Source organism: Streptomyces thermospinosisporus (assembly GCF_039526425.1).
GTDB classification, from domain to species: domain Bacteria; phylum Actinomycetota; class Actinomycetes; order Streptomycetales; family Streptomycetaceae; genus Streptomyces; species Streptomyces thermocarboxydovorans.
The window spans coordinates 1-20,676 of record NZ_BAAAIZ010000063.1; the positions used below are offsets into that span (position 1 = coordinate 1).

A 20,676-nucleotide genomic window follows, 5' to 3' on the forward strand; every position below is an offset into this window, starting at 1 on the left:
CCCGATCGAGACTCCCGTTCGAAACGCATCCCTCAAGATCGGAACGACAACAGCCTCTGAGTGAACGGTCTTTGCCCGGGGGACCCCCTCCTACTTCCGGATCAGCTCGCCTCGGCAGCAGCCCAGCACGTCCGCACGAGGAGGAGTGATTGCCTCGCTCCCCGGTGACCTCGTCGGCAGCCTGGCGAACGGGCGTCGACGATGATCACTGCGGTCCGTCCCCGGTGAAGGAACCGCGTCACCGCACCGTGCTGACCAGAGGCTCCAGCAACTCCAGCGCTTCCTCCCAGCGGAAGCGATCCGCCGCGCCACCGGCCCTCGGCCGGTGCGGTTCGCACGAGCCGATCAGGACGCCCATCCCCTGCAGACGGTCCAGGCTCTGCTGGTAGGCAGGGTGGGCGGCCTGGGCTGAGTTCAGGTAGGGCAGTGCCACGGTCGGGATGCCCATGCCGTACGCCTCGCACAGGATGCCCAGGGCGAGGGTGTCTGAGATCCCGGCGGCCCACTTGTTGATCGTGTTGAACGTGGCGGGAGCGACGGCGATCGCGTCCGCCGGAGGCAGGGGGCGCGGGTCTCCCGGTGATCGCCAGGCGGAGCGGATCGGGTAGCCGGTCTGTGCCTCGATCGCCTTGGCGTCGATGAAGCCGAGTCCCTGCGGTGTGGCGATGGCGCCGACGTCCCAGTGCGCCTCCTGTGCGGTGGTGATGAGCTTGCCGACGTCACGGGCAACACCTGCCGCGCACACGACGACGTACAGGAAGGGCTTCTTGTCCGGAGCGGTCGGCTCGGTCACGCGGGGACTCCCAGTTGGCGGCTGAAGTGGTGCAGTTCCGGCAGGGTACGACGGCGGTCGCGGGCGGCCATGTCGGCGACCAGGTTGCGGACGTCGGGACGGCGGATGTCCTGGGCTGCGGCGTGCTGCTGCTGCTGGTAGCTGGCCGGGGCGCCGCAGGTCGTGAGGAAGACGAGCTTGCCGAAGGTCATGCCGTCTCAAAACCTGATCTTCAGACGCCGTGTCGTCGGGGCAAGTCCGCCCGCGCTGCAGGCTGCTCTACGGGAGGGGACACGCTGGAGGTGGCCTTGGCAAACCGGGCCTGGCGCGAACCCATGCGCTCGTACTCGCGGCAGAGCCCGGACCGTGGGGACGGCCCGTGAGGTGATGCGGCCCCTACCGTGCCGCGCGCCCGTCGAAGCAGCCGCTTCCGGTTGCGGCCGACGTACGGTTGAAGTACCGAGGGCACCACGCACTCCGGCCGCCCCGCCGGGTCGTCCTCGGCGAGAGACGAACCCCGGGCCGCCCCAGTGGTCGGCGCGGAGACGGGTCGGCATCATGTCCGCCGCGGTCGAAGCAACTCCGCGCAAGCTCATCATGGCAGGGGCCGCGCTGAACACCCGTGCAGGTCCGCAACCCCGCCGAGGGGAGGCGTGATGGCCTTTGCCCGGCTGGACATCCATCGGCGGAACCGAGGAGAGCGGACGCTCGTCACGCTTGCCGGCGACATCGGGCCGGCCACGACGCCGCTGCTGCGGGCCGCAGTGGAGCAGTGTCTGCTGGACGGTGTCACCGTGATCGACATCGATATGACCACGGTCGGCTCCTGCGACGCCAGGGGCTTGGACGTCCTCCTGTCGGCATCACGGCGCGCGAGCCGGGTCCACGCTCGCCTGCGGCTGCACCATCCGTGCGCGCAGATCACCCGGCTCCTCGATACCACCGGATCGACTTCGCTGCTCCTTACGGCCCCCGTGAGTCCCGTGCCGCCCGCCGCATCCGGCGACCTCATGAGTACCGCGACGCGGGCGCCCGAGGACCCCGCTCGTCGGCCGGATCAGCCGGTCCTCAGGGACGGGATCCGCCTTCGACGGCTGACCCGCTGGCAGGCAGAAGACATGCGCGAGGACATCGCGGACCTGGCTGCGGAGTCCGTCGCGGGCACCGCCGGCGAGGCGTACCACGACCGTGGAGACTTCCTGCACCGCTTGGCGGTCACCGCCCACCGCCCTGGCTTCGCCCTGCTGGTCGCAGAAACGACGGTGCTGATCGGTTGCGCCTTCGGTTATCCGGTGGACCCTGACGGCTCCGACCGCCGGTGGTTCGACGGAACGCTCCAGGAGATCATCCAGCGGCTCACCTCCCGCGCACGGTTCGTCGTCCTCACCCAGGTCGTGGCCCATCCGCACGCTCAGCACCGTGATATCGCCCGCCGCCTGCAACAGCGTCTGCTCACAGACCTGCGGTCCTCCCTCGGGGTCACCCTGCTGCATCCTGCCGACCAGGCAGGACAAGCCGCCTTCTCGTCCTGGGGCTGGCAGAACATGGGCGAGGTGGTCGGGCTGCCCGGCCCCGTCGCCCCCTGTGTGTTGACCCTGTCTTCCGAAGGGCAGCCCTCGGCACGCCGATGATTCGGCAGAGGAGCGATGAGCCGGCGGTCGTACGCGGCCCGGGCCGCCACGCCACGCGTCGTCCGCCGTACGGACGTGTCTCGACGCGATGGCTGCGCGCCACGCCGCCCGCCACAGCCGGGAGTAGCCTGACAGGTACCGAGAACTGTCGGGCGCACGACCACGGCGGCGCCGTTCCCGGCGAGTGACAGACACGGGCAGCCGGAAACCGCCCGGATCGGGATCGCACGATGAACGCCATCACCAAGTCCGCCAAAGGTACGGCCCCAGGTGACGGACACTCCTACCGGATGCCCTTGCCCCGGCTGCGCCTCACGCCGGATGTCAGCCATGGCCCGCTGGACGGCGCATGGTGGCCGCGCTGCGACGCACTGGAACTGGAGCTGCCCGCGCTGGTCGGCTCCTTGGATCCGAGCATCGGCACCATCACGCGCGTGACCGTGGGTACCGCCGCCTGGCCAGATGCCCCGCAGGAGGTGATGGCACCGGGGCATGTGATCGAGGTGGCCCTGAGCAACGGGGCGGCCGAGATGCATGCCATCACCGTGGACTGCGGCACCGTGGGGCGCTGGGAACTGCTCGTGGTCCCACCGGACGAACCGGCCGGAACGGCAGCCCTGCTGCTGACCGCCGCCTCCGACCCCGAGAACCCCTTGTCCGCCCCGCGCCTGCTGGCACTCGCCGAGAGCGGCCTCGACGGACAGGACACATGGGAGTCGGAAGGAGGAGCCGGACCCAGGTAAGCAGCCCGACCCGGCCTGCCACGCGTACCCGGCGGGCCCGGGCGTCCACGACCCCGTGATGGAGCCATGGCACCGACAGATCCCTTGTCATACCGGCCCGCCCCTGACCATGGCGGGTGAGGGGATGACGGCAGGACGGCGCGCGGACCGCTCCGAGAGCTTCGGAGAAGCTCTCCTCGGAGAGATCCTCGACAGCGCGCACGAATTGCCGCCCCATCTCATCGGGCCCCTGATCGCTGACGTGGTGGACCGGCTCGGTGGCCGCCGACCGCAGGTGCTGTTGCAGGACTACGGCCAGCTGCTGCTCGTACCGCTGCCCGGTGAGGGCCTCACGGGCGGGGAACCTCAGGTGATCGACGACTCCGAGGCGGGCCGCTGCTTCCTCGACGCGGTCCCCGTGGAGGTGCCCCGGGAGGACGGCGTCCGGGTCCACCTGCCCCTGCTGGACGGCGGTGACCAGGTGGGGGTCATGGCCGTGACGCTGGACAGCGTCGACGACCACGACCGCCGCCTGCTGCTCAGAATCTCCGGCCTGGTGGCCGACCTGCTGGTGACCAAGCACGGCTACTCCGACCTGTTCTTCGGCGTCCGACGCGGTGAGGCGATGAGCGTCGCCGCGGAGATCCAGTGGTCCCTGTTGCCACCGCTGGCGATGATCATGCCCCGGGTGGCCGTGGCCGGGATCCTGGAACCCGCCTACGACGTGGGCGGTGACAGCTTCGATTATGCGCTCAACGACGACGTCCTCCACGTGGCCATGATCGACGCGATGGGCCACGGACTGGACGCGGCCACGATGGCCACCGTGGCCATCGGCGCCTACCGCCACGCCCGCCGGGCCGGCATCGGACTGCCGGAGATCTACGACTTCATGGACCGCGCCGTGGCAGAGCAGTTCGGTCCCGAGCACTTCGTCACCGCACAGATGATGCAGCTGGACACGACGACGGGACGGGTGCAGTGGATCAACGCCGGGCACCCGTCGCCGATCCTCGTCCGCGACCACCGCGTCGCACAGCGTCTGGTCGCCCCGACGACCCTTCCCGTCGGCCTGGGTGGTTCGGTGCCTCGGATCAGCGAGCTGGGGCTGGTGCGCGGGGATCGCGTCCTCTGTTTCACCGACGGAGTGGTCGAGGAGCACAAGAGCGGTGGGGAGGAGTTTGGGGAGGACCAGCTGATCGACTGCGTGAACCAACTGGAGAGGACCGGGCGCGGCATCCGGGCGGTGACGCGATCCCTGTCCCACACGCTCAAGCAGGCGAGGGGCGGGCGGACCAGCGATGACGCGACCCTGCTCATGGTGGAGTGGCGCGGCTGACCTCTCACTCCCGCCGTCCGACACCGTTGTGCCGGCCGCGCCCGGCGGCGACGGCCCGTCAGCCCGAAGGACGGGAGCTCCCGGCACGCGCTGACACTGCCGGGAGATCACCCGGCCGGTACTCCACTCCATGTGGCCACTGCTCCGCGCCGCAGCGAAACGCGGAGTAGTGTGGACAGTACCGAGGGCATTTCGCACACCGGCTTCCACGCCGGGTCGTCCCCGGCGAAAGATGAAACCCGGGCCGCCGCAGAGGCGGCCCGGAGACGGGTCCGCATCATGTCGGCGACCTTGTACTCCACTCTGCCGCACCCCGAGTCCGTCGCAGCCCCGGCCGCGCGTCTCGCACTGAAGACCGAGAGCCCCTCCCGCGGACTCCTGGACGGAGCCTGGTGGCCCCGCTCCCGTGATCTGCTGAGCGAACTGCCGGCACTCACCGACGTGTTGGATCCCCTGTGGGGCCGCATCACCCGCATCGCCGTAAACCCGGAACACTGGCCGGTCATCCCCCGCACGGTTCCCGTGGACGGCCACATCGTCAAGGTCGGCTGGTTCACCCCGGAGATCGACCCGCACAAGCTGCTGCTGCTCTCCTACGGCACCGGCCGCTGGGATCTCCTGGTCATCCCGCCCGAGACCGGGGCGGAGTCTGCGGCCCGGCTGATGGCTGCCGCGTCCGACCACGACGGCCCGCCCCTGACCGCGAGCGCGCTCATCGCCGCGGACGAGGCCCGGCACGGCGTCTTGGCGGCCGACCAGCCACTGGACCCGGGCGAGGCATGGGAGTACGAGGGCGGCGCCTCCGCGGTGTCCGTAGCCGTTCCCCCGCAGACCGGTCCGCCCGGCCGGGCCAGCCGGCTGATCATCGGTATGTGAGGTGGCCGCCATGAACGCCTTCCTGACAGCCGCCGCTTTCGTGGTCCTCATCGCAGCGGCGGCGTACGTGATCCACCGGCTCGGCCTCCAGCACGCCGACAGGATCGCCGCGTACCGGTACAGCACCCCCCGGCCCGGCCGCCGCGGCCGCTGCCTGCCGCAGCCGTACCGGGCACCACGAGTGAGCATCCGGGCGCCCCACCGGCCGCCCGGCCGCGCCTCGGTACCGTCGGCTCAGTCCGCGGCGACGCGTGCCCGGGGTGTACACCCGGGCCCCGGACCGGGCGGGAAGCGGCCGGGACCCGTGGACCGAGGCATCTGAGCATCCGAACCGAGGCGTCATGACTCTTCCGCAGCTGAACATCTACCGGCACGACCGGGACAGGCGGGCACTGGTCACCCTGGCCGGTGTGATCGACCCCGCCACCGCGCCCCAGGTGCGCGCCGCTCTGGAGCGGTGCCTGCAGGACGGCATCACCCTCATCGACGTCGATCTGACCACCGTCGACCGCTGTGACAGCAGCGGCCTGCGCGTCTTCCTCGACGTGTCACGGCACGCCGCCGAGACCCACGCGTCCCTGCGGCTGCACCACCCCTCCCCGCAGACCGAACGACTGCTCATGGACACGGGCTCCGACCGTCTGCTCCGTACGACGAGGCCAGGAGGGGCGCGGCCTCAGCGGGCCGGGCGCCGAGGAGATCGCCACACGGAGCGGGCCGCCAGGTAGAGCAGATCGGCGATGAGGAGCAGTACACCGGCGGACGTCAGATAGAGCATGCCGTCGACGCCCGCCCCGATGGCGATCAGAGCGATTCCGGCGACGAGCAGGGTCAGGAACAGGACCATGCGGAATGCCTCCCTGGAGAGAACCGCGGCGTAGATGCCTTAGGGGCAGTCGTGAAGACCTGCCCTGCGAGCCAGACCGGGTCCCCCGTTGGGAGTCAGGCCCTGTGGATCTCAGCCGACGCGTCGTGCGCGGTGGCGGACTTCCTTGAGTCGGACCTTCGAGGGGAGGCGGTCCAAGCCGGCCGAGTCCCGCGCGTGCGTGAGTGTTTCCCGGCTCAGTCGCCCCAGAGTCCACGCTGGATCCGCATGAGGCTCCAGCAACAGCCGCACGCGCGCAGCCGGAGCGGAGCTTCGGCCCGTCAGCCGTGCATGCGCCCCCGAGACCCCGTCCAGGGCCTGCGCCTCTTCCTCGATCACGTCCTCCAGTGTGCCGCCGTCGAGCCGGGCCGCCGCCCCGTCCCCGCTGTCGACGAGGACGCCGCCCAGGCGGCGCCTGCGCTGTGCGAGGAGCCACCACAGCAGCAGGACCAGCAGCACCGCGAGCACCGCGATGACGGTCGGCCACCACCAGCCTTCCTCCCGCCACCGGGTGCGTCCCTCGGTGCCCAGCACCACGTCGTCCGGCCCGCGGAAGGGCCACCAGCCCGGCATGCCGAAGTCCCAGCGGCGCGGCAGGTCCAGCCCGCCCAGCAGCACGCCGCCGCCCAGAGCGAACAGTCCAAGGCCGAGAAGCCCCAGCAGCACCCGGTTCACCGTCCTGAGCATCAGGATCACCTCAGCCCTTCTTCGGACGCCGGACGCGCACGGTCAGCGTGGGTTGCCGGGCGAGTCCCAAGGACGTCACGGCTTGGCCCAGCTCGCTGTCCAGGTCCGCGCGGACGTCCTCGAGTTCGCGGAAATGGGCGCGCGCCCGGGCTTTGACCTTCCGGCGGCCGACAGCGACGCGTGCCGACTGGACACCGGGCACCTGCACGGCCCGGTCGCGCAGAACCAGGGCGGCCGCGCGGCGGTCGAGCCCGGCGCGGACCTCCCCTGTCCCAGGGATACCGGTGGGCTGGCGCATGGGCAGCAGCCTGCGCAGTCCCGGCGTCACCGCCAGCAGGAACAGCCACAGGCCGAGGGCCATCGCCACTGCGGCCCCGACGATCACCCAGATGTCATCCAGTGGCCGTGTGGCCAGTTCCTCGGCGAGCCGCAGCCGCCAGCGCATCGCAGACCGACCTGCCCGGACCGAGACCACGTCGTACAGGAGCAATCCGATGGCCGCGGCGGACAGCAGGGCCACCACGGCCGCGGGAATCCGCCGCGTTGACCAGAAACGGCGCGCCGACCGGCCTGGTTCATCGATCGCCGCCGTCGCGCCCGAGCCCGCCCCCGGGGTGCCGTCGGCGGACGGAGCTGCCTGTCCGGGTTCGGGGGGAAGGTCGCTGTCACCGGTCGGCTGCCGCCAGGTGTTCGCGCTCATCTCACCCTCTCCTGGTCCGTGTGGCGCGTATGCACCGAGTGCAGCCTCTCGACCGACACCGCAAGGTCGGACACCTCCATGCCGGCCCATGTCCTGAGCCGTTCGGTAACCTCCCGACGCACTGCGGCGCACTGCGCCCCGATGTCGGACGGATAGCCGAGCTCGACGGTGATGCGCATCCGTGCCTCGCCGAGCGCCGCCTGCCGTCCGCCGACAGCCTCGGCGCCTCGTCCTGCGGTATCCCGCTCCGGTGCCCGCCGCACGGAAGTGGTCACGCGTGGCATCCGGCGGCCGGGTGGTACGTGGTCGACCGAGTCGGTGAACCGGCTCAGCGCCTCGCGCGCCACGTGGGAAGCGATCTTCGCAACGACCCGGTCGGCGATGGTGATCGCACCACGCTCCCCACGGGGAATGCCCGGACGCCGATTGGCTTCACCGGTCACTGCCGCCAGTCTCCCCGTGCCCGTCGCCGGTCATCTCGGATCCGCTCCTGCCGGTCCCGGCGGCGGACGAAGTCGCCCGGTTCGAGATCGCCTTCCATGAACCGCCCGACCACGAGTCCGACGACACCCAGCCCCAGCACCAGCAGGAAAGCCCAGAAGTCACCGAAATACGCGGCGAAACCCAGCGCCATCCCGGCCATCAAGCCCACCACAGCCCTGCTCATGACGCGCTCCTTCACTCAAGCGGACTGCACCGCCCCGGCTACTGGATCCGCTGCCGCTCCTCCCCTTCGTCCTCATCGTCGGGGAGCTTCACATCGCTGACCATGATGTTGACTTCCACAACTTCCCGCCCCGCCATCCGCTCCACCGCGGCAATCACGTTCTCCCGCACCTCACCGGCCACGTCCGTGATGGAGACGCCGTAATCGACGACGATCTCCAGATCGATGGCCGCCTGCTTCTCTCCGACCTCGACACTGACCCCGCGCGTGGCGGACTTGCCACTGCCGGCACCGGGCATCCGCTCCCGCATGGATCCCATTGAGCGCGCGAATCCGCTGCCCAGGGCATAGACGCCGCGCACCTCGCGAGCCGCCATTCCGGCGATCTTCTCCACCACCACATCGGCGACCGTCGTCCGGCCACGAGAAGCGGGAGCGCCACTGCGCCTTGCGCCGGTGATCTCGGTCTCGGTCATCGGGATATTCCTCCCTCAAGGGCCCATCTAGCCCTCTTTTCTGCACTTATATTCACATTAGAGCGCATTGCCCGAATCTGACACTGCGCCTGCGCGAGGCTCGGACAAGTCGCCTGAGAGAGGGTGCGAGGCCAGTGAAGACCGAAGCAGGGACGCAGGCGGTACGGCACCAGTTCGGCCTGGGCCGACTGCTCCCGCTGGGCGGGCCCGCCGACGGGGCATGGATCACCGAGCAAGCGGCCATCCAGGCCCTCAGGCGGGCCGCGAACGAGATTCCCGGTGTGCGGCTGGAGTCTGTGCGCATCGGGCCGGCGCCGCTCGAATCCGTGTCCGAGCCGGCCGTCCGTCCGCCGGCCAGCGCGCTGCCGCCGAGCCCGCTCAGGATCAAAGCCGCCTTCTCGGCACCACTCGGGGAGCCACTGCCCGAAACCGCCGACCAGTTGAGGAGCAGACTGCTGGACGCGGCCGCTCGACGGCTCGGCCTGGCGACCGTGGCAGCCGACCTGCGCGTCACGGATCTCCATGAGGTCCCGCAGACAGGTCCAGAGACGCGGACCGCTGCGGGATCCATGACGCGCACGCCGCAAAGCACAGCCGTGGCAAGGACCGCGGCCGCACGCAGCTCGCTCCCCGTGACCGGGGCGGGCTCCCCGCGACGGCCCGTCGGGGATCTGGCGGACGTCGCAGCGGGTGTTCCGGGCGTCGCCGGCCTCACCACCGTGCTGGGGAGCCGCCCGGTCAGGATGGAGGACCATGCCGACCCACCCGGCCGGCGTGTCGAGGTCCACCTCGCGGTCGCCCCCGGACACCATCCCCTGGAAGTCGCGCGCGCCGTCCGGGCCGCCGTGGCCAAGGCGGCGACCACCGACGCCCCGGGCCCGGTCACCGTTGCCGTCCTCATCACCGAGACAGCGGCTTGACCGGCCAGGCGTGGAGCACTCATCAGCGATCAGCAGATCCGCTTCACCGGCTGGAGTCGGTTCTGTCTGCCGACATGCACGCGGACCGCTCCGGAGGCCCCGTCTGACACGGTGTGAGACGCCTGCGGCGGGGTACCCGCTAGAAACAGAGGGTCTGCGCAGCAGCCGCTGACGGATGAAGCAGACGCCTCCCAGCTCCGTGGTCGTGTGATGTGTCCCGCAACCACGGAGGACGACAAGCCCTGCCTGCGGCCCGGTCCAGCGGCTCCCGGGGCGGCGCCGGGCCACTCGGCCCTTCTTCGGAGAGAGTTTCACCATCATGAGCAGTAACACCGCGGTCCGCCCCCCGCCCTCGGAGGCGTCCGGAAGTGACTTCGCCCGCCTGTCGAAAAAGATCGCCGCCGCCGGGCTGCTGGGGCGCCGTCCCGGCTACTACGCGCTGCGGACCACGGTGGTGGCCGGGCTCTACGTCAGTGGGTGGGCCGCCGTCGCGCTCATCGGCGACAGTTGGTGGACTCTGGCGGTCGCCGCGTTCCTTGGCGTTGTCTTCGGCCAGGTCGCCCTGCTCGCCCATGACGCGGCGCACCGCCAGGTGTTCCGCCGGCGGCGGGCCAGCGAGGTGTCCGGACGGATCGCCGGTGCCGGTATCGGGATGGGCTACGGCTGGTGGCAGGACAAGCACACCCGCCACCACGCCAACCCCAACCACGAGGAACTCGACCCCGACCTCGACCCCGACCTGCTGGTCTGGTCCCAGGACCAGGCGCGGGCGGCCAAGGGGCTCCCCCGCCTGATCGGCCGCTGGCAGGCGTTCCTGTTCTTCCCGCTCCTGACCCTGGAGGGCTTCAACCTGCACGTGTCGAGCGTGAAGGCACTGGCCAATCGTTCGCTGAAGCACCGCACGCTCGACGGCGTCCTGCTGTTCACGCACTTCGTGCTCTACCTGACCGTGCTGCTGTGGCTGCTGCCGCCCGGCATGGCGATCGCCTTCCTCGCCGTCCACCAGTGCCTGTTCGGCGTCTACCTGGGCTCCCTCTTCGCGCCCAACCACAAGGGCATGCCGATCCTGGCAGGCGAGGACCGCCCGGACTTCCTCCGTCGCCAGGTGCTCACCTCACGCAACGTGCGCGGCGGCATGCTCACCGACATCGCACTGGGCGGGCTGAACCACCAGATCGAGCACCACCTGTTCCCCAGCATGCCCAGCCCCAACCTGCGCAGGGCCCGGACCATCGTGCGGCGCCACTGCCAGGAACTGGGTGTGGACTACGTGGAAACCGGGTTGGTCGCCTCCTACCGGTTGGCCCTCGCCAGTCTCCACCGTGCCGGAGCACCGCTCCGGCAGGCACGTGTCCCCATCTGAGAGACCCTGCCGGAGCCGTCGGAGGCCGTGATGTGGCCACCGTCGACACGCCCCGGTCCGCGCGGAGCACCGCGAAGAGCACGACGGCTGCAGTGGCGCGGCTGACCTCGCCCGCCGTCCGACACCGTTGCGCCGTCGAGCCCGGCGGTGATCCGTCAGCCCGGCGAACCGCGCCCGCTCCCGGTGTCGATGAGGATCTGTTCCGCCTGGCTGATGTTGTCCGCCCGGACCGCCTGGGCCATCGCGGTGCGGGCGGCGTCCGGTGCCGTGTCCGGCGGGACCACCAGGAGCGAGAAGATGTCCCGGTCGCCCCGGGTGATCAGGACCGTGTCGTCACCGACCGGGAAGGAATCGATGTGCACCACGCGGTCGTCCACGAGGATGCGCGTCGGGAGACCTTCCCAAGCTGCGGTGTCCAGCCCCACCCGGGTCACGGGGCCGAGGTGGGCGATGAGGGCACTCAGCAGCGCGGGCAGCTCGGCGCCCATGTCGCGCGAGCGCGGCCACCACGCACCATCGAGGACACCTTCACGTGATGCGGTCGTCTCCAGCCGGAGAAGCGCACAACCCGGCCGCACGGCCTCGTGGACACCGCTGGGCAGACGCCGGGGAACAGGAGGTGTATCCGAGCTGGTCATGAGGACCACCCGTCTGTAGGGCAGGTGCGACAACGGGACCGCCTCGCACCTGCCACGCTACTCTTGGTGCCACGCGCGCCGACGTCTCCGAAATCGCCCTCTACCGACCGGCCCCAGCCGGAACGGATCCAGCACACATGAGGCCGGGAAACCCCGCGAACACACGAGAACTACAGAGGAGTGTTTTCCCAGGCCAGGCGACCTGAAGCGAGCGTTTCAGCAGGTCGCAGGCCCGTTCGGAGAAAACTCCTAAAGCGGGTGTCGCAGGTTCGAATCCTGCCGGGGGCACCATGCCTGAACAGGCACGGAGCATCGAACAGCCCCCTCGGAGTGATCTCCGAGGGGGCTGTTTCATGCCTGGTGGGGACACGGCGTGTGTGCCGTATGTGTGCTGCCTCCCGCCGCAGGCCGGCGACGGTCCGGCTATGCGGCGGGCGCCTCGTCTGCGGCTTCGGGTGCGGCCTCCGCGGGGCCGACCATGGGATGGGCTTCCGCTCCCGGGCGTTCGGCTTAAGCCGGAACACCACATACGAGTTGATCAGGTCCGGCGAGTTCCCGGTACCCGTGCACCCGCACGGCAAGGGCAAGCGCAGGGTGCTGACTTCGGAGCTGTGGGAGGCGCTGGGGGTGCGACCGCCGGAGTAGCCATACCTCGGCGTTTGAAGCCTGCGTCCTCAGCGCAGTCTTCTCACGGTGAGCGCCGGCGGGGAAGCGGTGGGGGATGGCCAGGTCGACAAGGGTGCAGCGGGCCTTGCCCGGACACCCTGTACGCGAAGAAATACGTCCTGGGGCGCGCCGTCCGGACTGGACGCGAGCCGCGGGGCTTGCGGTGGCGTGCGGCAGCGTCGTCCTGGTGACCCTCGTTGTCGTGGTGGCCCCCCGGTACTTGCTGAGTTGGGATGCCCCCTCCACGCCCACTGCGGACCGGGCCAAGGCCATCAACGACATCCGTACGACGCTACTCCAGGGCCTGGCCGGCATCGCCCTGCTGGTCGGCGCGTTCTTCACCTGGCGTCAACTACAGGTCAGCGGCCAAGGACAGATCACCCAGCGCTTCACCGCCGCGGTGGAGCAGTTGGGCAGCCCCAGCCCGGAAGTGCGAGAGCAGCGCCGCAACCTCGTTCAGCTCGTCGTGCGCGAGGTGCGCGTTGGACCGGCGACCGTACGGGGCTCGCGGAAGTTCGACGAGGCCCGCTTCGAGATCTTCTGGCGATGGAAGTGACAACTGGCAAACGGATCAGCGAGGTTCGAGGTGTCAGGCAAGACACTCTCTGTTCGGACATTTGTTTGCACTGACGAGTAACCACGAATACGCTGACGATCTCGCTCTCTGTGGAAGACCTCGTCACCGCTCGTGGTGCGTCCTGGTGACGCTCCCGCAGAAGGCGGTCGGGGCGCAGGGGGGCCGAGACTGCGCCATGGCTCAAGGGGAGGAGCATGAACCGGCGCGACTCGTCGCGGACGGACAGACGGACCGACGGGGACGGGGTGAACCCGGCGACGGACGTCGATCCACCAGGCGAGGACGACTGGCTCGATGGGGAGATCCTCAAGGTCTTGATGGGGGGCGGACGTCGAGTTCGAGCCCGAGGATTTGGGGCTAACATGTGTCGAGGAAGAGTAGAGCCGACTGAGCAAGTCCATTTAGACACGAGCCCTGGCCGTCAACGATAGGCGGCCGGGGCTCACTCGCTTCAACTCCCCGCCGAACAGGGGCAATCCCGGCAACCCGCCACCGAATCACACTTGACGGTCAAGATCGACTGACAATAGTATTTAGTCATCACCTCACAGGAACCCACCCTGCGAGACCGAGAGTGCGAGGAGTCAGCGACATGAACGTCACCGAGGCGAGCATCGAGGTCACCGCGTCGACCGCCTGGTCGTCGCCGTCGACCCGGCCGTCACGACAACGGACACCGCGGACCTGACCGCCTTCACGGTGGCCGGCCGTTCCTACCCACTGGAGCAGATGTACGGCGACCGCCGCCCCCGCGGCTATGTCGTCCACGCCGAGCAGGACCGCCACACCCCTACGGCCGCGATGCGCCGCGCCGCTGCGCTGTACCACGAGCACCAGGCGGACTGCGTGGTCATCGAGGCGAACAACGGCGGCGACTACCTCCCTGCCCTCCTCGCGGAGGTCGACCCGACGGTCCCCTGCCGCGTCGTCCACGCCACCCGCGGGAAGCGCGCCCGCGCGGCTCCGGTCGCGATGCTGTACGAGCAGTCCCGCATCAGCCACGCAGGCTCGCCGCGCACGTTCGCCGTTCTGGAGGAGCAGATGACGACGTACGTCGGTGCATCCGAGGCCGAGGAAAAGTCCCCGGACCTGCTCGACTCCTGCGTCTGGGCGCTGACGGATCTCTTCCTCGACGCCTCGGTGCAAGGCCCACCATCACGACCGGCCGACGGACGTCTCACCGGGCGACGGTAGGGTTGGCTGACCAGCCCCTTCCGCACTCGCGAGTGGTCACAGCTCAGGTACGAACAGAGTGAGCCTCAGCAGCGCGGCGACAGCCAACACCGTTGGGATGGCGTACCACCACTTGCGTAGCCACGCGGCCTTGACGAACACCCACGTCAGCAGCGCCGTGATGACGGACAGGACCAAAGCCAGACCAGAGGCGAAGTTCGAGTGGGCGACAGTCTCGCTGTCCCAGGGGCCAGCGGGCCTGGCCATGTACGCGATAAATGTGACGTAGAGCGCCAGCAGATGCCCCAGGGTCAGGACCAGTCCGCATGCCGCAGAGCCGATCCGGGCCAGAGCGCTCGGTTCCTTGCCTGCCGGTGCCTGGGAAGTCGAAGGGTGGGCGTAGCGGCTCACCGCAGGGCCTCCTTGGCGTCGTCCAGCCGCCGGTCGAAGCCCCGACCATATGCCTGGGCGTTCGGGTCCTCGTAGTAGGGGCCGCCGTTGTAGCGGGCGGCAAGCTCCTGCATCTGCTCGCGAGTCATCTGTTCCGGGGGTACATCGGCGAAGCCGCTCTCCGCCTTGAGCTGGGCAAGGTACTCCGAGGCGACGAAGATGTTCTGGGCAGGATCCTTGATCGCGCCCACGACCTGGTCCCGCTGCGCGTCCGTGAGGTGGTGCGGGTCATAGCCGAGCACCTCGGCGGCACGACGGACCTGGATGGACAGGGGTCCCATCGACGTCTCGTCTGGGTCCTTGGCGAACGGAAGGACCTTGCGGCCTTCGTACGCCAGATCGTCCGCGACGCCGGGATCGCCCATGACCTCCTGCCAGGCGATGCCGGCAACCATCTCGGGAGGCAGGCCCGCGTCGTGTGCGGCGGCCTTGATGAGTTCCCTGTTGGCTGAGATGAACTCGCGGCGCCCTTCGTCGGAGTTCGACGGCAGCCAGTAGTTGTTTCCGTGCCCCTCCGGCAGGCTGTCGACGCGCATCTTGATCCGGTACAGGGTTTCGGTAATCAGCACGTCCTCGCCCACGGTGGGGATGGGCATCGCGTCCACCTTCGGACCCGAACCGGGAAGCTGCGCATAGGGGTTGTCGCTCGCCTGCCGAGCCTCGGCCTGCAACGGCCCCAGGTTCTTCAGGAGCTGTTCCGGATCAGCAATGGGGCTCACGAAGTCGGGCAGGGACCGGTAGGCCGCCTTGACCTCGGCGATACACGTCTCGCGCGCTTCGGACTCCACGCGCAGGGCGTCACCGTAGTGGTCCTTGGTCTGGTGGTAGTAGCGCTCGGCGTCCTCGCGGATCGCGTCGACGTCGACGCCCAGTTCCGCGAACCAGTCCATTACGCCGGTGGTGGCCCGCAGATCCTCCCACTGCCGCAGGGGCTCGGCGGCGCGCGCGGTCGGTGTGATGGCCGTGGCCTCCTTGGACATCACCTCCGACAGCTTGGTCTCGGTGTGCTTGCCGCTCTTGTAGTGGCTCTTGGCCGTGGTGACCGCCTCGGCGTACGCCGTGAGTGCGCTCGCCACCTTGCGGAAGGCGTCCGACAGTGCGTCGGTGAGATCCCTCGCCTCGCTCAGCCGCTTGGCGTAGAGGTCGCGTGCCTCGCTCTGCCAGTCCACCTTCACCGCCTTGCGGAAGGCGTCGTCCGTAGTGTCAATCAACTTGTGTAGACGCGAGAACTCAGCTCCGCTCCGCCCGATGAGCGCCGGGTTGGCATCCTCCAGGAACTTGACGTCCTCGCGGTAGGCCACAGCAGATCACCGGTCCCCGGCTTCGATGTAACGCCCCGATACCAGCACGGAGTTCAACTTCCCGCGCACCACGTCGTCGTAGTCCGCGTATGCGTTGTTCGCGGACTTCAGCTTGCTGGACAGCGCCGCCAGCAGCACGACCGCGTCGGTGTACTGGTCCTGGGCGTAGCGAGCGAAGGTGTCGACGCTGGAGGCGACGTCGGGATGGGAACGGGGTGCACGGCACATGGCCGCGTTCTCGCCGTCCATCCGCCCCTCGTACAGGACTCCTGCGATCTCCAGCAGCAGATGCGAGCTTCCGTCGATGGAGTCCGCACTCACGGAGAACCCGTCTCCGTGGCCACCCGAACCCGTGGAGGAGCCACCGCCTCCGTCAGGCACCACCTGGTTCAGTTGCATGTGCGCCGATTGCTGCTGCCGGGCAAGTGCATCTGCCTTGAGCTGGCCCCATTCCTCTTCCCACGACACCATGCCCGTCCCCCGTCCGGTTGTCGCAATTGCTCGAGCACACGTGCTCATCACCCACAAGTGTGCCATGAACAGGCAAAGAACGATCAAGGCGGAGAGAACTGCCGGCCGTCAACTGGCCTGACTGCCACGAGATTCACGAGCCTCACATCTGACCATCACTTAGGCTGCGCCGCCCCGCAAACGGATCAAGGCCAGGAGAAGTGCGGATGCGGCGATGGCAGAAGCTCCTCATCGACACGTGGGGAGGGCTGGAGTACAAGCCCGCCGTCCGAGCGGCTGCCGACGGCAGGTCGGCGCTGCTGCCTGGGGTTACGGGCACCTCGTGGGTGCCAGTGGCGGATCGACGTCGCCTTGCCGCGTATACGGTGCTCGCGGCCTACGACACCAACCAGGCCACAGCCCTGCTCGGCGAGGACGGCGACGACCGGCGTGAGTACGGCGATGCCGCCCTCGTCGTCGACCAGACGCTGAGCCACCTGCTCGGTGAGACCCAGCAGATAGTGGTCGACGGCTCTGAGGACGACACGCTGGCGCAGGAGCGAGAGGCGCTGCTGCGGGAGTGGGCGCAGAAGGAACAGCTGCGGATGAGCATGCAGTACGCAGAACGCACCGCCGTACTGCTCGGTGACACCGTCTACCTGCTCGCCTGGTCCCGAGCGAAAGGCCGGCCCGTGCTGAAGACGATCGACCCCGGTTTCTACTTCCCCGTCCTGCCGGACGGAGCGCTCGATGGCGACGAGTACCCACAGCGCGTCCACCTGGCCTGGGAGGTGCCGGAGAATGCGGCCACCGGGCAGAAGGGGAGCCTGCGCCGTGTGACGTACGAACTCCGGCCCATCGGCGACGGCAGCACGCGGCGGACCTACCCGTGGTCGAACCAGCCGACCACCGTCACCTGCTACCTCACCGACGCCGAATGGGACCTTGACCAGGTAGACCGGACCGGCGACATCGACGCCCTCTCCCTGTCCCGCGCCCGCTTCCGCACGAACGCCGACGGCCAGATCCTCAACCGCCTCGACCTCCAACTGGACTTCATCCCGCTCGTCCACGTCCCCAACACGATCAACGGTGCCGAACACTACGGCCAGTCCAGCCTGCTGTCCGCCGCGCAGTTGCTCGACGACCTCCCAGAGCGCTGTCGGGCATGGGGCCGGCCGTCCGGGCCCGAACGCGGGCCATCACCCGGCATCACGCCATGCTCCTGCGGGTCCGCATCCAGAAGAACGCCTCCGGGCGACCAGGGCCGAACGTCGTCACCGGGCAGTACCGGGCATCGTGGGACGTGAAGGTGACCGTGGCCGGAGGGCAGGTGAGCGCCATGGTGTTCACCAACGCTCCGCAGTCGCGTCGTCTGGAGTACGGCTTCGTCGGTGTCGACCGGCTGGGTCGCCAGTACCGGCAGCCGCCGTACCCGCACATCGAGCCGGCCTTTTCCGGCAGACCGAACCCGGCTTCCTGGAGGCCCTGCGGAGCGGAGCGCTGCCACGATGAGCCCTCCTCGACTGCCACTGACCCGGGCGCTCATCGACGTGCTCACTACCGGGACCGGGCGGCCCTGCGGGCTCACCGTCCTGCCACGCGCGACGGACGGTGGGCCCGCGGCGTTCCCGTACCTGATCCTCGACAGCCTGCCCGGCGAGTTCTCCGGCCCGTCGTTCGCCAACTGGCACGCGGACGCGACGTGGACGTACCAGGCGACCAGCGTCGGCGAACGGGCGGACCAGGTTCAGTGGCTCGGTGACCGGGTCCGTGCCGCGCTCTTCGACCGTACGCCGGGCGGCTGGCGTACGGACATCCCGATCGCCGGAATGCGCGTCATCGACCGGGAACTGACCTACGACGCCGACGGAGATCCAGTTGACGGTTCGCAGGGCAGTATCGTTACCTACGTGCAGCGGTTCACGATCACAGTGACGCCCGCCGCCTGATCCCTTTCGATCTACGACACCTCACCAAGATTCTCTGGTTGACGAAGGTCGCCTCCGCCGACCTCATCCCGACCCGCGCGGAGATCTCGGCACCGAACGCCACCGACCTGACCGAGGCGATCAGCGACGTCGACGGCTGGTCGTTGACGAACGAGGCGATCGAGACGCCGGACTGGGCCTCGACCTTCTCGTCCTCCATCCCGGGCAACGACAAGGCCGAGAACTCCTCGATCACCTTCTACGAGGACCAGCTCAGCGACACTATCGAGACGCTGCTGCCCAAGGGCGCTGTCGGCTTCGTCGTCTTCCTGCGCAAGGGCGACATCCCCGGGTCGAAGTCGATGGACACCTTCCCGGTCCAGGTGGCGTCCCGCACCGCGCAGTACAACGCCGGCAACGAGGCCGCGAAGTTCCAGGCCGTCTTCTCCATCACCTCTCCGCCGGCGCTCGACGCCGCCGTCCCGGCCGCCGCCTCTGCATCGTCCTCCTCCTCGTCCTCGTCCGGAGGCAGCTGATGGCCGCCGGAAAGGCCCAGGGCGCGGTGACGTGGGAGCAGAAGATGGAGCGGCTGCGCCGCCGCTCGCTGCCAGAGCGCGTTCTGCAGATCTGCGACGACGCAGCGCTGCGGGCAGAGTACGACGAGGCCAGACGAGCCGCCGACCGCGCGCGGATCCTGGCCGAGAGCGACGCGGACAACAGCGTTCTCGCCGAGCGAGCGGCGGAGGCGAGGCGGCGGTACGACGCCGCGGCCAAGGCTCTGCGCGCGGCCTCGATCTACCTCACCTTCCGCGCTCTGCCGCGCCCGGTCCTCGAGGAGCTCCTCCACGCGCATCCGCCCACCGATGAACAGGCCGCCGACGGGGCGGCGTTCAATCCCGACACCTTCCCCGCCGCGCTCATCGCGGCGTCGTCTACGGACGGCATGACCGAGGCCGAGGCCCGCGAGCTGCTGGACGCCTGGTCGGCCCCGGACGCGAACCCCCTGTGGGAGGTCGCCTGGGAGGTGCAGCAGGAGGCCCGTACCGACCAGGCCGATCTGGGAAAAGGCTGAAGGCCGACCTGCGTCTGCGGGCCGAGCTGGAGCTGTGCGAGCAGTACGGCATCCCGCACTCGCAGTTCCTCGGCGGGGACGGCCGCTGGAGCGACCTCGACCTGGCCAAGGCCCTGGCCTGGCAGCAGTGGCAGCGCACGGTGTGCCCGGACTGCCGTACCCGGCTCGACGAGTGGAATCCGTCCGAGGGCGGGCACCGGCACGCGTATGTCACGGACACCTTGCGCTGCCCGGGCTGCGAGCTGATCGCCCAGGAGCGCGATCAGGTGCCCGAAGGGCGGGCCGGTTACGGCATCAAGATCACGCTCCTGCCCCGGTCGGCCTACGAGGCGGTCCAGCGCGGCGGTTCGTCCGGGCGAACCGCCCTGGCGAACGGACGGTGAGCCGTCAGGATGGCCACGTACAACCTCACCGTCCAGCTGACGGCACAGGCCAACAGCCTGATCTCCGGGCTGCGTTCGGCCGCCGACGCTGCCCAGGACCTGGGCCGCCGCACCCGCGAACTCGATCGCCGCCTCGACACACTGGACGCCTCCAGCCGACGCACCGCCCGCCAGATCAACACCCTCGGCGCCCAGGCCCGTACCGCCGCCACCCGACTCGGCACCCTCAGCGCGCGCGGCGGCCAAACCGGCCGCGGCCTGCGTCGGGCGGGCGACGACGCCGGCACGCTGGAGCGCTCCCTCAGGAGCGTCGGCCGCCAGGCCACCACCCTCACCCGCCTCCTTGCCGGAGGCGCCCTCCTCCTCGGCACCGGCCAGCTCGTTGAGGAGGGCAACCGCTACCAGCGTCAGATGAACACCTTCCAGGCGGTGACCGGCGCCACCGCTGGGCAGATGCAGCGCGCCGCCTGGATGGCCAACCGGCTCGGCAACGACCTCACCCTGCCCACCACCACCGCGGCCGACGCCGCCGAGGCCATGGTCGAGCTGGCGAAGGCGGGCTTCCGCACCGACCAGGCCGTCACCGCCACCCGCGCCTGCCTCCAGCTCGCCTCCGCCGCCAACGTCAGCGCGGCCGACTCGGCCCGCTACCTCGGCGACATCATGGATCAGTTCGGACTCGGCGCCGACCAGGCGGCGCGCGCCTCCGACATCCTGGCCGCCACCGCGAACAACGCGTCCGGCGGCATCATCGACATCTACTACGCAATGCGGTACGCCGGGCCGGTCGCCGCCGGCCTCGGTGTGAGCATGGAGGACGCGGCCAGCGCGGTCGGCATGCTCGGCAAGGCCGGCATCCTCGGCCAGACGGCTGGCACCGCGCTGCACGGCATGATGGCCAACCTCGCCGCGCCCACCAAGGAGATGCGCGACGGCCTGCAGGCCCTGGGCATCGAGGCGCTTGGGACGCGCAGGGCCGGTTCAAGAGCCTGCGGTACGTCATCGAGGAGCTGAGCC

Annotated in this window: 27 protein-coding genes; 15 read left to right on the plus strand and 12 right to left on the minus strand. The window is 69.6% G+C overall.

The features are described 5' to 3' along the window. Positions 1–238: 238 nt before the first annotated feature. Entirely contained in the window at positions 239–793 is a 555-nt protein-coding gene (locus ABD207_RS20675; protein WP_055539106.1) for a flavoprotein, read from the minus strand. Further along, positions 790–984 (minus strand): hypothetical protein, encoded by a 195-nt coding sequence (locus tag ABD207_RS32145; protein ID WP_425580781.1) that lies wholly within the window; start codon positions 982–984, stop codon positions 790–792. Before ABD207_RS32145 ends, ABD207_RS20675 begins: the two co-directional genes overlap by 4 nt. A gap of 444 nt (positions 985–1,428) precedes the next feature. On the opposite strand from ABD207_RS32145, the gene ABD207_RS20685 reads away from it, so the two are divergent. From ABD207_RS20685 to ABD207_RS20705, 5 genes are all read left to right on the plus strand, one after another. After that, positions 1,429–2,403, plus strand: a complete 975-nt coding sequence (locus ABD207_RS20685; protein ID WP_107463573.1) for an STAS domain-containing protein — start codon at positions 1,429–1,431, stop codon at positions 2,401–2,403. A gap of 230 nt (positions 2,404–2,633) precedes the next feature. Next, entirely contained in the window at positions 2,634–3,146 is a 513-nt protein-coding gene (locus ABD207_RS20690; RefSeq protein ID WP_228473096.1) for a DUF5994 family protein, read from the plus strand. Between the two features lie 124 nt (positions 3,147–3,270). Further along, positions 3,271–4,464: a PP2C family protein-serine/threonine phosphatase gene (locus ABD207_RS20695; RefSeq protein WP_261718635.1), complete on the plus strand. Its 1,194-nt coding sequence runs from the start codon at positions 3,271–3,273 to the stop codon at positions 4,462–4,464. Positions 4,465–4,635: 171 nt separating this feature from the next. Continuing rightward, positions 4,636–5,340: a DUF5994 family protein gene (locus ABD207_RS20700; protein WP_055539108.1), complete on the plus strand. Its 705-nt coding sequence runs from the start codon at positions 4,636–4,638 to the stop codon at positions 5,338–5,340. Between the two features lie 341 nt (positions 5,341–5,681). Then, positions 5,682–6,068, plus strand: coding sequence for an STAS domain-containing protein (locus ABD207_RS20705; protein WP_344014587.1), 387 nt, complete (start codon positions 5,682–5,684; stop codon positions 6,066–6,068). Here the strand turns inward: ABD207_RS20705 and ABD207_RS20710 are convergent. The 6 genes from ABD207_RS20710 to ABD207_RS20735 all read right to left on the minus strand — a co-directional run bounded on the left by ABD207_RS20710 (position 6,017) and on the right by ABD207_RS20735 (position 8,735). After that, positions 6,017–6,187 (minus strand): hypothetical protein, encoded by a 171-nt coding sequence (locus ABD207_RS20710; RefSeq protein WP_167404007.1) that lies wholly within the window; start codon positions 6,185–6,187, stop codon positions 6,017–6,019. The two genes, ABD207_RS20705 and ABD207_RS20710, sit on opposite strands and share 52 nt — an antisense overlap. Before the next feature lie 111 nt (positions 6,188–6,298). After that, positions 6,299–6,892 carry an alkaline shock response membrane anchor protein AmaP gene (amaP, locus tag ABD207_RS20715; protein ID WP_242782222.1) on the minus strand — a complete coding sequence of 198 codons (594 nt, stop codon included), beginning with the start codon at positions 6,890–6,892 and terminating at the stop codon, positions 6,299–6,301. Positions 6,893–6,902: 10 nt separating this feature from the next. Beyond that, positions 6,903–7,592, minus strand: coding sequence for a DUF6286 domain-containing protein (locus tag ABD207_RS20720; protein ID WP_055539111.1), 690 nt, complete (start codon positions 7,590–7,592; stop codon positions 6,903–6,905). Next, positions 7,589–8,035, minus strand: a complete 447-nt coding sequence (locus tag ABD207_RS20725) for an Asp23/Gls24 family envelope stress response protein (RefSeq protein ID WP_242782221.1) — start codon at positions 8,033–8,035, stop codon at positions 7,589–7,591. Before ABD207_RS20725 ends, ABD207_RS20720 begins: the two co-directional genes overlap by 4 nt. Beyond that, positions 8,032–8,259 carry a hypothetical protein gene (locus ABD207_RS20730; protein ID WP_055539113.1) on the minus strand — a complete coding sequence of 76 codons (228 nt, stop codon included), beginning with the start codon at positions 8,257–8,259 and terminating at the stop codon, positions 8,032–8,034. The genes ABD207_RS20725 and ABD207_RS20730 overlap by 4 nt, the downstream gene beginning before the upstream one ends. Positions 8,260–8,297: 38 nt before the next feature. Continuing rightward, positions 8,298–8,735 (minus strand): Asp23/Gls24 family envelope stress response protein, encoded by a 438-nt coding sequence (locus tag ABD207_RS20735; RefSeq protein WP_242782219.1) that lies wholly within the window; start codon positions 8,733–8,735, stop codon positions 8,298–8,300. 134 nt (positions 8,736–8,869) lie between these two features. On the opposite strand from ABD207_RS20735, the gene ABD207_RS20740 reads away from it, so the two are divergent. Both ABD207_RS20740 and ABD207_RS20745 read left to right on the plus strand, forming a co-directional pair. After that, on the plus strand, positions 8,870–9,655 hold the full coding sequence (locus ABD207_RS20740) for a hypothetical protein (RefSeq protein ID WP_242782218.1): 786 nt from the start codon (positions 8,870–8,872) through the stop codon (positions 9,653–9,655). Between the two features lie 319 nt (positions 9,656–9,974). After that, the gene (locus ABD207_RS20745; protein WP_285516157.1) at positions 9,975–11,018 is read left to right on the plus strand and encodes a fatty acid desaturase family protein; all 1,044 of its coding nucleotides are present in this window, start codon (positions 9,975–9,977) and stop codon (positions 11,016–11,018) included. 155 nt (positions 11,019–11,173) lie between these two features. On the opposite strand, the gene ABD207_RS20750 is transcribed toward ABD207_RS20745, so the two are convergent. Beyond that, on the minus strand, positions 11,174–11,656 hold the full coding sequence (locus ABD207_RS20750; protein ID WP_264928770.1) for a DUF5994 family protein: 483 nt from the start codon (positions 11,654–11,656) through the stop codon (positions 11,174–11,176). Between the two features lie 853 nt (positions 11,657–12,509). Here ABD207_RS20750 and ABD207_RS20755 point away from each other — a divergent pair. Further along, positions 12,510–12,878: a hypothetical protein gene (locus ABD207_RS20755; protein WP_344014588.1), complete on the plus strand. Its 369-nt coding sequence runs from the start codon at positions 12,510–12,512 to the stop codon at positions 12,876–12,878. A 720-nt stretch (positions 12,879–13,598) separates the two neighbouring features. Then, positions 13,599–14,093, plus strand: a complete 495-nt coding sequence (locus tag ABD207_RS20760; RefSeq protein ID WP_344014589.1) for a phage terminase large subunit family protein — start codon at positions 13,599–13,601, stop codon at positions 14,091–14,093. A 36-nt stretch (positions 14,094–14,129) separates the two neighbouring features. Here the strand turns inward: ABD207_RS20760 and ABD207_RS20765 are convergent, their stop codons facing one another. Genes ABD207_RS20765 through ABD207_RS20775 form a run of 3 tightly spaced genes read right to left on the minus strand, consistent with a single transcriptional unit; the run spans position 14,130 to position 16,144 of the window. Further along, positions 14,130–14,483, minus strand: a complete 354-nt coding sequence (locus tag ABD207_RS20765) for a hypothetical protein (protein WP_190057014.1) — start codon at positions 14,481–14,483, stop codon at positions 14,130–14,132. Continuing rightward, positions 14,480–15,823 (minus strand): hypothetical protein, encoded by a 1,344-nt coding sequence (locus ABD207_RS20770; protein WP_344014590.1) that lies wholly within the window; start codon positions 15,821–15,823, stop codon positions 14,480–14,482. The genes ABD207_RS20765 and ABD207_RS20770 overlap by 4 nt, the downstream gene beginning before the upstream one ends. A gap of 6 nt (positions 15,824–15,829) precedes the next feature. Beyond that, a complete protein-coding gene (locus ABD207_RS20775) occupies positions 15,830–16,144 on the minus strand; it encodes a hypothetical protein (protein ID WP_344014591.1) in 315 nt (104 codons plus the stop codon). A gap of 356 nt (positions 16,145–16,500) precedes the next feature. Between ABD207_RS20775 and ABD207_RS20780 the strand changes: the two genes are divergently transcribed. The 6 genes from ABD207_RS20780 (at position 16,501) to ABD207_RS20805 (ending at position 20,673) form a co-directional block, all read left to right on the plus strand. Beyond that, complete coding sequence (locus ABD207_RS20780) at positions 16,501–17,583, plus strand: hypothetical protein (protein WP_344014592.1); 1,083 nt, start codon at positions 16,501–16,503, stop codon at positions 17,581–17,583. Next, positions 17,493–18,038, plus strand: coding sequence for a hypothetical protein (locus tag ABD207_RS32150; protein ID WP_425580769.1), 546 nt, complete (start codon positions 17,493–17,495; stop codon positions 18,036–18,038). Before ABD207_RS20780 ends, ABD207_RS32150 begins: the two co-directional genes overlap by 91 nt. Before the next feature lie 216 nt (positions 18,039–18,254). Beyond that, complete coding sequence (locus ABD207_RS20790; RefSeq protein ID WP_486388836.1) at positions 18,255–18,740, plus strand: phage tail tube protein; 486 nt, start codon at positions 18,255–18,257, stop codon at positions 18,738–18,740. Continuing rightward, a complete protein-coding gene (locus ABD207_RS20795) occupies positions 18,740–19,276 on the plus strand; it encodes a hypothetical protein (RefSeq protein WP_344014595.1) in 537 nt (178 codons plus the stop codon). The genes ABD207_RS20790 and ABD207_RS20795 overlap by 1 nt, the downstream gene beginning before the upstream one ends. Then, entirely contained in the window at positions 19,210–19,659 is a 450-nt protein-coding gene (locus ABD207_RS20800; protein WP_344014596.1) for a hypothetical protein, read from the plus strand. The genes ABD207_RS20795 and ABD207_RS20800 overlap by 67 nt, the downstream gene beginning before the upstream one ends. A gap of 9 nt (positions 19,660–19,668) precedes the next feature. Continuing rightward, a complete protein-coding gene (locus ABD207_RS20805; RefSeq protein WP_344014597.1) occupies positions 19,669–20,673 on the plus strand; it encodes a phage tail tape measure protein in 1,005 nt (334 codons plus the stop codon). Positions 20,674–20,676 lie beyond the last annotated feature (3 nt).